Below are 12,302 nucleotides of genomic sequence, written 5' to 3' on the forward strand. Positions count from 1 at the left end.
CCGGCCCGGCGACCAGGAAGTCGATCCGGGCCTGTCCCTCACGGCATCAGGACAGACTCCACTGCTGGCTCGTCGCACCGGTGCCCGTCTCCTGGTCCACTGCCGCCCCCTTGGTGGTGGAGGCGCCCGCCACACCGACGTTCAGGTCGCTGCCCACGCCGGCCAGCATGTACGTGCTGCCGGTGTAGCTGCCCACCAGGTCGAGGAACCACTGCTGGTTGGTGCCGCCGTTGCAGGTCCACTGCTGCAGTTGCACGCCGGTGGCCGTCGACTGGTCGGGCACGTCCAGGCACAGGCCGCTGTTCACGCTCTTCAGCGTGTAGACGTTGTCCCCGACCCGGGTGAAGGTCCACTGCTGGTTGGCGCCACCCGTGGACGACCACTGGATGACCTTTCCGCCGGTCGACGTGGAGGCACCCGACACGTCCATCAGCAGGGTGCTGTTGACGTCGGTGAGGGTGTGGACCCCTGCCGCGGGGATGCCGCTGTCGGCGGTCCAGGTGCCGGCGCCGGCGTCGAGGGACCACGTGGGGTACTGACCGAGATTCACCGTGCGTCCCCTGATGGTCAGCGGCAGCCAGATCAGCTTCGACGAGCCGAGGTCGGCGGTGTTCCAGCGGTCGCCTGCGTAGATGTAGGTCGTCCCGGAGGTGCCCTGGACCGTGATGACGTTCGCCGTCTGGCTGCCGTAGGTGTGGGTACCGGGAGCGGCGAAGTTCCGGAACGCCGACCAGGGGCCGCCCAGTGACGTGGCGGTGGCGTAGATGTTGTCGTTCAGGCTCCACCCGGTGAGGTGGGAGCCGAACACGTAGTAGACGCCGTCGACCTTCACCATGGCGGGTGCCTCGACGCTGTTGCTGCCACTGCCGCCCAGCACCGCCACCGCGCTGTCCACGGAGAGGTAGTCGGCGGAGAGCCGGTCGATGCGCAGGCCGTTGTTGCGGTCCTCGCTCAGCAGATAGGCGGTGCCGTCGGTGTCCTGGAACAGCCCGATGTCACGGCTGAGGTTGCCCAGCGGCCGGAAGCTTCCCCGGTAGGTGTAGGGGCCGCACGGGGTGCTGCTGGTCGCCACGCCGACCTTGGCCTCGGAGTAGTTCGTGCTGTCGATGTGCATGTACATCACGTACGTGCTCGTCGAGGCGTTGAAGATGACCTTGGGGCGCTCCACGATGCGGCCCGGCCCCAGGTCGCCGCTGCTCTCTCGGGCCAGGGCGACTCCCTGGTAGGTCCAGGTGCCCAGGTCGGTCGAGGTGTAGCAGGGTATGTCCTGGAACGACGTGTCCGACGAGGTCTCGCCGGTCTTGTCCTCGCCGAAGCCGTACCAGGTGCTCCCCACCTTGATGATGCCGAGGCCGTGCAGCTGCAGCACGTTCCCGTTCTGGTCGGTGCGTGTGGCACCGGTGGTGAACGACACGGTGGCCGCGTGCGCCTCGGCCGCCGGGAGCAGCAGTGCCGCCACGGCTCCGAGAAACGTCAGAAAGGCGGCGGCTCTGCGCCGCTGTCGGCCGACCGGCCGACGGGGTGTTCCCTCGGACATGCTTCGTCCCTCTCTTCAGGTGCCCGGCGGGGACCCATGAGAGTCGGACCTGTTCAGTGGCGTCAATATATGCGTTTGATTTTGTTGATTCTTGACCGACCGGCGGGCCCTTTGGTGTGCCTCGAGGAGGTGGATGCGCCCTTACCGTTCGAGGTTTCGGGCAATTCTCGTGCCGGCTCGGAGGGTTGACCTTGCGGGTGACCACGCATGAGAAACGTTGCCAGTCGAACCCTGTTGCCTGCTGATTGAATTTGTTTGATCTTTCCCCTCTGGAACGGTTGGATCCGGACCGCAGGCGCGGATCAGAAGGCCGTGTGGGCGAACCAGCGGTCGAGTACCGCGACCTCTCCGGAGACGCCGAAGGCGGACTCCCGGTACGACCGCCGTCCGTACAGGAGGAGCAGGAGGTCGGCCGCCTTCCCCCGGACCTGCGCCGTCGACGACCCGGTCGGCGCCGCATCGCCTGCCGCCGTTGCCAGCAGGCGGAAACCGTCCGGATCCAGCCGCACCCGCCACTCCTCGCCGGTACCACCGGCCGGGTCCGCGCACCGGAAGGCGATGACCTCGCCGTTGCCGTGCAGCTTGGTGACCGCCGGCGCGAAGAGACCCGCGTAGGGCAGGTTGACGAGGAACTCGTCCACCCCGTCCGCCGCCAGCACTGGGTCGATCTCCGACTCCCGGCCGACGGCCCGCTCCGCGTCCACCCGGTGCACGAGCGTCTCGCACAGCATCCGGCGGGCCCAGAACCGCGCATGCTGGTCCTCGCCCCAGGCCCACATCCCGGCCTGAGGATCCGTTGCCCGCAGCACCTCGGCCACCGCCGGTACGCCCGCCGCCACCCAGTCGGCATACTCCTGCGCGCGCTCCGGCAGACCGAGTTCCACGTCACGGCTGCGCGGAGGCTCCTGCACCAGCCGGGTCAGCAGCGTGCCGAACCAGCGCTGCAACGACCCGACGTGCCGGGTGAGTTCGGCCAGGGTCCAGTCGGGGCAGGAGGGCACGGCGGTCCCGGGGTCAGCACCCTTCACCACCTCGGCGAAGCGCAGCGTCTCCCGCTCGATCGCCTGCCGGTAGATGTCGTACGGCAGAGGGTGCCCTGCCGGGCTCGCCGTCCCCATGCGCTGCCGCCTTTCCCGTCCGTGGTCGGATTCCGCCGTGATCAGTGTGCGGGTTGAAGCCCGCTCGAAGCCAAATCCGCGCCGCGCCCGGGCGAGCGACTGACGGGTGCGGACGGGGGTACCGGTCACGCCGTCAGAAGTCGGCAGCCGGACGTCAGGAGGCCATCGCCTGCCGATCGAGCCGTGTGGAGGGTGATGAGGTGCGTCTGCGTCACAGTCGTCCCTGCGATCCGGGCTACACACGCAGGCGCCGCGGTCGGGGGTTCCAGTATCTCGACGCCTCCGGGAACGTTCTGACGGATGCGTCGGAGATCGAGCGGATCAAGGGGCTGGTCATTCCTCCCGCCTGGAAGGACGTGTGGATCTGCCGTCACCCCCACGGTCACCTCCAGGCCGTCGGCACCGATGCCGCAGGACGCCGCCAGTACCTGTATCACCCCCAGTTCCGGTCCCAGCAGGAGGAGAGCAAACACGAACACGTCCTGGAGGTCGCCGACGCGCTGCCGCGCCTGCGGGAAGCCGTGGAAGCCCACCTCGGCCTGCGCGGACTGACCCGGGACCGTGTCCTCGCCACCGGAGCGCGCCTGCTCGACCTCGGCTTCTTCCGCATGGGAAGCGAGCGCTACGCGGACATGAACAACTCCTACGGCCTGACGACGCTGCTGCGCCGGCACGCCAGGGCCTCGCGGGGACGCATCGTCTTCAGCTACCCGGCCAAACACGGCAAGGAGCTGGTACAGGCCGTGGGGGACGACGCCATACTCCGTGCGCTCACCTCCCTGCTGCGGCGGCGCGGGGGAGGCGACCGGCTGTTGGCCTACTGGCAGCCGCCCAGCTGGCACGAGGTCTCGGGCGACGACCTCAACGCCTACCTGAGGGACGTCAGCGGCGTGGCCGTCACCGCGAAGGACTTCCGCACCTGGCACGCCACCGTCCTGGCCTCCGTCGCCCTCGGGGTCTCACAGCCCGCGGCCCGCAGCGAGACCGGGCGACGCCGGGCGATCGCCCGTGCCGTCAGGGAGGTCGCCGACTACTTGGGCAACACGCCGGCGGTCTGCCGCGCCTCCTACATCAACCCGCGCGTGATCGAACTCTTCGAGGAAGGCGTCACGGTGGCCCCGAGCCTGGACCGGCTGGGGGACGGGGCCGCCTTCGGCGTTCCGGCGACGCAAGGCGCGATCGAGAAGGCCGTCATTCATATGATCAGAACCGGCCGTCCTCCCGCTGGCAGCGGGACTGAGCCGATCTAGGGCGACACCCCGGCGGCCCGGTCGCGCTCCGGCCCGGTCGCGCCCCCTTGGTCGGTTTCCCGTCGCCCGTTCCAGGTGTTTTGTCGGGTGCTGCCCGGGTACTGCGGCCCGAGGGTGTCGGAGGGTAGGGAGCAGCGCGTGCGATGCAGGCCGGGTGGCCGGCGGCCGGATGGCGGTGCGGCCGGCTGAGCGGTGACCGCGGGAAGGGACGGTGACGCGTGCCGGGCACGACCGCACCATCCATCGGCCGGGGGCGCGACGGGCGCGTACGGCTGCGGTTCGACGGGTGGATCGCGGGGATCGGCACATCGTCGGGGACGCGGGTGGTGCTGGGGCGCTGGGTGCGGTCGCCGTTCGGTCCGTTCAGCGATGTGATGATCGAGCGGAAGGACGGACACCGTGTCCTTCTGGCCCCCTCCGCGCAGACGGCGCGCTTCGTCGCCGACACCTACGTCTTCGACGAGGTCCGGGTCGTACCGGTCCGGGTGAAGGCCGGCCGTGGGGAATGCACGGTCACGGCCCCGCCGCTCGACCTCCGTTTCGTCACGGGCTGCAGAGGGTTCACGGGCGTGCTGCTCAGAGCCGTGCCCGGTCCGCTGGCCGCCCGCCCGTTCTGGGCGGTACTGGTGGCCCCGGCCGCCAGGGCGTTGCTGGGGGTGCGGACCCATGGCAGCGCGGGCGCCGGCCGGTACGAGTGGTACGGGGCGAAGGACCTGCGTCCTGTGACCGAGGCCCGGGCCGTCTACGAAGGGGAGGACCTAGGTTCCATGGCGCCGGTCGAACCCCCGGTACGGTTCGGGTTCGGTTCGACGCCCCGCAGGCCGTGCCTGGTGAGCGTCACCACCACGGTGGCCGTGGAGGATGGCCGGCAGGGGGCTCCCGTGCGGTGACCTGGCCGAGAGCCGCCCCACCGGTTCAGGTGCCGGCGGCGTCGCCGCCGGTCCCGCGCTCGTCGGTACCGGCGTCCGGCTCCTGCCGGGCCCGTTCGTCCTTCTCGACACCTTCGAGGGGCTTCCCCGCAGTGGTGCCGCGCTCGGTCTGGTAGCCCTCCTTGGCGCTCGCCGTACCGGGCACCGTGCGCTCCTGCGCCTGGCTCTCCGCGCCCGAGTGGGCACCCGGCTCGCCAGGGTCACGCCCCCGTGCGTATCCGCTACCGCGGTGGTCCTTGCGATCTCTCATGGCCGTGCCTCCGGTCCGTCTCTCGGGTCGTCTCGGAACTCCGGAACCCCTTCGGGTTCCCTCGGGGCACAGGCGGAAACGGCGTCGCGGCGCCCGCCAGGCCCGGACGTCCGTGTCCCAGTGCCCGGCACAGGTGCCGCGGAGCCGAGGCCGAGCGGTGCGACGGCGGCCACCGCGGCCGTCGGGGCGGACGACGTCCGGGGCGGCGGAACCGTCGTCGTCGCGTTCAACTCCTTGCCGTCCGACCGGAGTCGGGCGCCTTCCCTGCTTCATCTCTTGACGCTTCTGGTCCAGACCTTTAGATTCAACGACCGCTCACGGTTCCATGAATGCGCTCGACTTTCACCCTTGTGAACGCAGGGTGGTGCTTCGGGGCGCAGCTCGGTGTCGCCCAAGCGCGGCGTCGTGCTCCGTCCCCCTGCCCACCGCCTCCGTAAGGCCGTACTCCGCACGGCCGGACGCCCCCCACCATCAGCCGCGTAGCCGGCACAGGAGGACCCGTGTTCAGCCTCTTGCGCACCACCCGAACGCACCGTCGCAGAACCCCTCCCGCCGCCCGCCCCTGGGCGGCGGCAGCCCTGGTCGCGGCATCGGCCGCGTCCCTGCTCACCGCCCTGCCCGCCCGGGCGGTCACCGCCATGTCCACCCCGGCGGCAGCTCCGCGAGCCGCTGCCGCTCAGGCCGCCGCCCTGCCGACCGGCTGGGCGACGGTCGTGAACGCCGGCAGCGGCAAGTGCCTGGACGCCAGGGGCGCCGGAACCGCCAACGGCACCGCCGTCCAGCAGTACAGCTGCAACAACACCGGCGCCCAGCAGTGGAGTTTCACCTCCACCAGCGACGGCTCCGTGCGCGTCGGCAACCGCAACGACGCCAACCAGGTCCTGGACGTGACCGACGTGTCCACCGCCGACAACGCCCTGGTGCAGCTGTGGACGTACGGCGGCGGTGACAACCAGCAGTGGCAGGCCGTCGACGAGGGCGCGGGCGCCTACCACTTCGTCAACCGGCACAGCGGCAAGTGCCTGGACGTCCCCTCGGCGTCGACCGCGGACAGCGTCCAGCTGCAGCAGTACACGTGCAACGGCACCGCGGCCCAACGCTTCCAGGTGACGCCTGTCTCCACCTCGCCGAGCGATGTGGACCTCGGCCCCAACGTCGCCGTCTTCGATCCCTCCATGTCGTCGTCGGCCATCCAGAGCAGACTCGACTCGATCTTCAAGCAGCAGGAGACCAACCAGTTCGGCTCCCAGCGCTACGCGGTGCTGTTCAAGCCGGGCACGTACAGCAACGACGTCAACGTCGGCTTCTACACCCAGGTTCTCGGGCTCGGCCTGTCACCCGACGCCGTCACCGTCAACGGCGCGGTGCACGCAGAGGCCGACTGGTTCCAGGGCAACGCCACCCAGAACTTCTGGCGCGCCGCGGAGAACCTCTCGGTCGCCCCGGCCGGCGGCACGGACCGGTGGGCGGTCTCCCAGGCCGCGCCATACCGGCGGATGCACCTGCGGGGCAACCTCCAGCTGGACGACGGCGGTTGGTCCAGCGGCGGCCTCATCGCCGACAGCAAGATCGACGGGCAGGTGCGCTCGGGGAGCCAGCAGCAGTGGCTGACCCGCGACTCGCAGCTCGGGAGCTGGACCGGCGCCAACTGGAACATGGTCTTCGTCGGCAGCCAGGGCGTGCCGGCCACCAGCTTCCCCAACCCCCCGTACACCACGGTGGACCAGAGCCCGGTCAGCCGTGAGAAGCCGTTCCTGTACGTGGACGCCTCCGGCGCCTACCGGGTGTTCCTCCCGTCCCTGCGCACCAACTCCACGGGGACCAGCTGGGCGAGCGGCAGCGCAGCCGGAACCTCCCTGCCCCTGGACCAGTTCTTCGTCGTGAAGCCCGGGGCGACCGCCGCACAGATCGACGCGGCGCTGGCAGCCGGCAAGAACCTCCTGGTCACCCCCGGCGTCTACCACCTCGACCAGACCCTCGAGGTGACCCGCCCCGACACGGTCGTCCTCGGACTCGGCCTCGCCACCTTCGTCCCCGACGACGGCATCACCGCCATGACCGTCGCGGACGTCGACGGCGTCAGGATCGCCGGCCTGCTCTTCGACGCGGGAACGACCACCTCGCGGACGCTGCTGGAGGTCGGGCCGACCGGATCCGCCGCCTCTCACGCGGCCGACCCCACGTCCCTGCACGACGTCTACTTCCGGGTCGGCGGCGCGGCCGTCGGCAAGGCCACCACCAGCCTCGTGGTCAACAGCGACGACGTCATCGGCGACCACATGTGGCTCTGGCGCGCCGACCACGGCAACGGCGTCGGCTGGACCAGCAACACCGCGGACACCGGACTCGTCGTGAACGGAGACGACGTCACCATGTACGGCCTGTTCGTCGAGCACTACCAGAGGTACCAGACGATCTGGAACGGCAACGGCGGCCGGACGTACTTCTTCCAGAACGAGATGCCCTACGACCCGCCCAGCCAGGCCGCCTGGATGAACGGCGCGACCCAGGGCTACGCGGCCTACAAGGTCGCCGACTCGGTGACCAGCCACCAGGCGTACGGTCTCGGCAGCTACTGCTACTTCAGCGCCGACCCGGGCGTGGCCGCCGAGCACGCCATCGAGGCGCCGAACAACGCGAACGTCCGCTTCCGGGACATGGTGACCGTCTCCCTCGGCGGCACCGGAACCATCCGCCACATCGTCAACGACCGTGGCGGGCCGTCCAACTCCAGTACCAACGTGGCCGATCTGGTCGCCTATCCGTGAGCCTGTCTGCGACCGCACGGCAGCGGTGCCTCCCGTCGTGAGAGTGCGGCGGGAGGCTCTGCTGCCGCTCTGGGCGCAGCGGACGGCTCGAGGGTGACCGGTTCCGGACGGCGGCCGGTCGCCGATACGGGGCCGCGCCTCCCGGACGGCGGCCCCGCGGTTGCGGGTCAGCGCTCGAGGCCGTGGACTTGAGTGCGTGGGGCGCCCGCAGCCCTGCCTGCCTGGCGTGGAGGAGACATGATCGTCGCTGCGGGGGCGGTGGCACCCGGGGACGGCGCGCCGTGCTGAGTGTGCTGCTCGCCGTCCTGGCGGCGGTCGCGAACGCCCTGGCCTCCGTATTGCAGCGCAAGGCGGCACGGGACCGCCCGGAGAGCGAGAGCCTGAGCTGGAGGCTCGTACGGCACCTGTTGCACCGGCCGGTGTGGTTCGCCGGCGTCCTCTCGGTCATCGCCGGATTCCTGCTGCAGGCCGCAGCGCTGGGCAATGGCCAGATCTCCGTCGTGCAGCCGATGCTGGTGCTGGAACTGCCCGCCACCCTGCTGCTGGCCTCGCTGGTGTTCAGGAGCCGACTGGGCGTGCGGGAATGGGGCGCCTCGGTGATGATGGCCGCCGGCCTGGCGGGGCTGCTGTTCTCCCTCTCCCCCTCGCAGGGCTCGGCCGCACACGCCACCGCTGTGAGGTGGGCGTTCGCCTCGGGAGTGAACGTGCTCCTGGTCGCCGCCATGGTGGTGTGGGCACGTCTCGCCGATCCCGGGGCGCGCAAGGCGGCCCTCCTGGGCGTGGCGACCGGGTGCGGTTTCGGGTTCACCGCCGCGTTGATCAAGGGCATGACGGAGGCGTTCAGCCACGGCATCGGCGCGCTGTTCACCAGCTGGCAGCTCTACGCCATGATCGTGGCCGGCGCCGGCGCGATGTTCCTGCTGCAGTCGGCGATGCACGCCGGACGACTGCTCGCCAGCCAGCCCGGGCTGACGATGTCCGACCCGGTCGTCGCGATCCTGTGGGGCGTCTTCGTCTTCGGCGAAGGGGTCCGGGGCGGCGTCTACACCATCCTGTCGGTCGCGGGGGCAGCCGTCGTGGCCGTCGCCGTGACGCTGCTCACCCGCTCCCCCCTGCTCGCCGGCCGGACCGGTCGCGGAGAGGAAGGTCCGCACCGCGGCGAGGCCGAAACGGAGACGGGATAGCCTCCCCGAGTTCCGACCCGAGGCAGGCGAAGGGACCACTCGCCTGCCAGGCGGCGGCCAGGGCGACGCCGTCACGGCGCGCCGGGGGCAGCAGCCGGCTGATCGGGGAGAGCGCCCGGGGCGGGATCCGGCCCTCACATGGCGGGGTCGCCGAACTGTTCCAGGAGGACGTCGACCGGCGTGGGGTCCGTCGCGGCGGACGTGCTTTCGTGGACGTCGTGGAGGGTCTGCTCCGCCCAGATCACCTTGCCCTTGGCCGTGTAGCGCGTCCCCCACCGCTGGGCGAACTGGGCCACCAGGAACAGCCCCCGCCCGCCCTCGTCCGTGGTCGCCGCCCGCCGCAGCCGCGGCGAGGTGCTGCTGCCGTCAGCCACCTCGCAGATCAGGCAGCGCCCGTACAGCAGCCGCACGGTCACCGGTGGTGACCCGTGCCGGATCGCGTTCGTGACCAGCTCGCTGATGATCAGCTCCGTGGTGAACCCGATCTCCTCCAGTCCCCACTCCAGCAACTTGTCCCGGCACCGGGTCCGGACCGAGGGCACGACCGCCGGGTCCGGCGGCACGCCCCACTCGGCCATGCACGAGCGCGGGAACAGCCGGGTCCGCGCCACCAGCAGGGCGATGTCGTCGGCGGGTCGCGCCGGCCCCACCGCATCGATCACCGCCTGGCACGCCTCCTCCGGACTGCGCCTTCCGGCCGCGCCCAACGCCCGGCGCAGCCGGTCCAGGCCGACGTCGATGTCACGGGCGCGTTCCTCCACCAGGCCGTCGGTGTAGAGCACCAGCTGGGAACCCTCGCTCAAGCGCAGCTCGGCGGTTTCGAAGGGATAGCCGCCCAGGCCGAGCGGTGCCGACGCCGGTACGTCGGGACAGGTGACGGTTCCGTCCGGGCGCACCACCACCGGTTCCGGGTGCCCGGCGCGGGCCATCGTGCACGCCCCCGTCACCGGGTCGTAGATCGCGTACAGACAGGTCGCTCCCGTCACCCCCTCGCCCTCGTGGCCGTCGTCGGCCTCGGCGGCTTCCTCCTCGTTGTCCATCCGGGCGACCAGGTCGTCCAGCTTCCCGAGCACCTCGTCCACGGGGAGGTCCAGCGTCGAGAAGTTGTGCACCGCGGTGCGCAGTCGCCCCATCGTCGCCGCCGCGTGCAGTCCGTGACCGACGACGTCGCCCATCGCCAGCGCCACACGTGCGCCCGGCAGCGGGATGACGTCGAACCAGTCCCCGCCACCCCCGTCGCAGCCGGCAGATACCGCCAGGCCACCTCGAGCGCATCCTGCTCCGGTTGCCCCCGCGGCAGCAGACTGCGCTGCAACGTCACCGCCATCTCGTGCTCCCGTGTGAACCGCCGGGCGTTGTCGATGGCCACCGCCGCCCGAGCGGCCAGCTCCTCCGCGAAGTACAGGTCGTCCGGCTCGAACGAGGGGGAGTCCGTCGTCCGGTAGAAGTTCGCCACGCCGAGCGGCACGTTCCGCGCCTGCAACGGCATGGTCACCAGCGAATGCAGCCCGAGTTCCAGCGCCTTGCGGGCGCGTTCCGGATCCTGCTCCCGCCAGCCGTGCGCCTGCCGCAGGTCCGGCTCCACCATCCCCCGACCCTCCTGGAGCGCGTGCATCTGCGGGGTCCCCGGCGAGAACGTGATCGTCTCGCCCACCCGATACACCGGCATCACCTGCCGGTCCCCGCTGATCGCCGTACGCCGCAGATGCCGCCATCCCTCCGCCGTCGGCTCCAGGCCGCGCAGCACCGCATCCAGCAGATCGACGGTGACGAGGTCGGCGAACTGCGGCACCGTCACGTCCGCCAGCTCCTGCGCCGTACGCTCCACATCGAGCGTCGTCCCGATCCGCAACCCCGCCTCGTAGAGGAGCTTCAGCCGCTCCCGCGCCACCTCGGCCCGTCCCGAGACGGCCGCCAGCTCCGTGGTGTCCCGCAGCGTCACCACGCTGCCTCCCGGGCCCCCGTGCGGGAAGGTGGGCCGCTTGTTCACCACCAGCAGCCGGTCCTCCGCCAGATGCACCTCGTCGGTCACCGCGTCCGGCGAGATCAGCAGCTGCGTGATCTGCTCAGGCAGCCCCAGCTCCCGCACCGGGCGCCACTGCGCGTCGGCCGACAGGCCCAGCAGCCGCCGCGCCTCGTCGTTGGCCAGCAGCAGCCGCCCCTCGGGGGTGGTGATGAGCACCCCTTCCCGCACCGCGTGCAGCACCGCCTCGTGGTGCTCGTACAGCCGCGCGAGCTCCACCGGGGCGAGGCCGTGCGTCTGCCGCAGCAGCCGCCGGGACGCCAGCGTGGTCCCGGTCGCGGCCAGTGCCAGCGCCGCCGCGCCACTGCCGACGATGATCGGCAGCTGAGGCACCCACAGGCGCGACACGTTCTTGACCGTGATCCCCGCCGAAACCAGGCCGACGACCGTGCCGTGCGAGTCGTTCACCGGGACCACGGCCTGCACGGCCGTGCCCTTGCCCGCGGGAATGGGCGGCCCACCGGCCTGCTCTATGACGGTACGGCCTTCCAGCGCCGGTTTGATCTCGCCGACGAACTTCTTCCCGATCTCGTTCGGGTAGGGGTACGTGTAACGAATTCCCTTCGTGTCCGTGACGACGACGAAATCCACGCCCGCCTTCTTGCGCGCCGCTTCGGCACGCGGCTGCAGGATTGCCGACGGGTCCCGGCTGCGCAGCGCCTCGGCCACACCGGGCGCGTTCGCGAACGACTGCGCCGCGACGACCGACACCCGGCGCCCCTGCTGCAGCGCGTCCCGCGCCGCCTGGAGCACCACGCTCGCCATGGCGGCCAGGACCAGCAGCACGACGATCACGATCTGAAGGAGGAACACCTGCCCGGCCGCGCTGTGAGGGTTCAGCACGGAAGCGTGACGCTCATGCGCGCGTCCGGTGGGCGGGGGTCGCGCCTGGGTCCGATCTCGTCCGAAACGTACCCTCATGTTCCCTTCATAGCACCGCTGTGCGCACCGGGACCGATCGATGTGAAGCCGTCAGCGTTCCCTCTCCCACACCTCGGGGCCGCCGCCGTGCCACTCGATCAAGGGCGACTCGGCGACGTCCACCTCGTCCACGCCCTCCAGCCCGGCGTGCTGCAGGAAGACCGTCAAGTCATGCAGCGAGTAGGCCGTGCCGAGAATCTCGCCGTCCACGCGAACGCGCCTGCCGCCGCTCTCGCTCGGCGGGTACACGATCACTCGACGCTCGGCCATGGCACCAGCCTCGCCCCCGGGGGCCGGACCCGCATGCCGGGCTACTCCGCGC

General features: G+C 71.0%; 8 protein-coding genes and 1 pseudogene. 4 read left to right on the top strand and 5 right to left on the bottom strand.

Annotated features, from left to right (window positions below; genetic code table 11):
• Positions 1 to 46: 46 nt before the first annotated feature.
• Both C3488_RS12770 and C3488_RS12775 read right to left on the bottom strand, forming a co-directional pair.
• A complete protein-coding gene (locus C3488_RS12770) occupies positions 47 to 1,537 on the bottom strand; it encodes an RICIN domain-containing protein (protein ID WP_103839511.1) in 1,491 nt (496 codons plus the stop codon).
• Positions 1,538 to 1,839: 302 nt separating this feature from the next.
• Positions 1,840 to 2,655 (bottom strand): maleylpyruvate isomerase family mycothiol-dependent enzyme, encoded by an 816-nt coding sequence (locus tag C3488_RS12775; RefSeq protein ID WP_103839512.1) that lies wholly within the window; start codon positions 2,653 to 2,655, stop codon positions 1,840 to 1,842.
• 200 nt (positions 2,656 to 2,855) lie between these two features.
• On the opposite strand from C3488_RS12775, the gene C3488_RS12780 reads away from it, so the two are divergent.
• Positions 2,856 to 3,905, top strand: coding sequence for a DNA topoisomerase IB (locus tag C3488_RS12780; protein WP_103839537.1), 1,050 nt, complete (start codon positions 2,856 to 2,858; stop codon positions 3,903 to 3,905).
• A gap of 218 nt (positions 3,906 to 4,123) precedes the next feature.
• Positions 4,124 to 4,795 carry a hypothetical protein gene (locus C3488_RS12785; RefSeq protein ID WP_258053386.1) on the top strand — a complete coding sequence of 224 codons (672 nt, stop codon included), beginning with the start codon at positions 4,124 to 4,126 and terminating at the stop codon, positions 4,793 to 4,795.
• Positions 4,796 to 4,820: 25 nt separating this feature from the next.
• Here the strand turns inward: C3488_RS12785 and C3488_RS12790 are convergent, their stop codons facing one another.
• Positions 4,821 to 5,084, bottom strand: a complete 264-nt coding sequence (locus C3488_RS12790; protein ID WP_103839513.1) for a hypothetical protein — start codon at positions 5,082 to 5,084, stop codon at positions 4,821 to 4,823.
• A 638-nt stretch (positions 5,085 to 5,722) separates the two neighbouring features.
• Here C3488_RS12790 and C3488_RS12795 point away from each other — a divergent pair.
• Both C3488_RS12795 and C3488_RS12800 read left to right on the top strand, forming a co-directional pair.
• Positions 5,723 to 7,852, top strand: a complete 2,130-nt coding sequence (locus C3488_RS12795; RefSeq protein WP_258053389.1) for an RICIN domain-containing protein — start codon at positions 5,723 to 5,725, stop codon at positions 7,850 to 7,852.
• 281 nt (positions 7,853 to 8,133) lie between these two features.
• Positions 8,134 to 9,036, top strand: coding sequence for a DMT family transporter (locus C3488_RS12800; protein WP_103839514.1), 903 nt, complete (start codon positions 8,134 to 8,136; stop codon positions 9,034 to 9,036).
• 134 nt (positions 9,037 to 9,170) lie between these two features.
• On the opposite strand, the pseudogene C3488_RS12805 reads toward C3488_RS12800, so the two are convergent.
• Together C3488_RS12805 and C3488_RS12810 are read right to left on the bottom strand one after the other, a co-directional pair.
• Positions 9,171 to 11,980: pseudogene (locus C3488_RS12805) on the bottom strand (SpoIIE family protein phosphatase).
• Between the two features lie 51 nt (positions 11,981 to 12,031).
• Positions 12,032 to 12,250, bottom strand: a complete 219-nt coding sequence (locus C3488_RS12810) for a hypothetical protein (protein ID WP_103839515.1) — start codon at positions 12,248 to 12,250, stop codon at positions 12,032 to 12,034.
• Between the last annotated feature and the right edge of the window lie 52 nt (positions 12,251 to 12,302).

Origin of the sequence: Streptomyces sp. Ru72, assembly GCF_002920635.1 — a bacterium.
Lineage (GTDB): Bacteria > Actinomycetota > Actinomycetes > Streptomycetales > Streptomycetaceae > Streptomyces.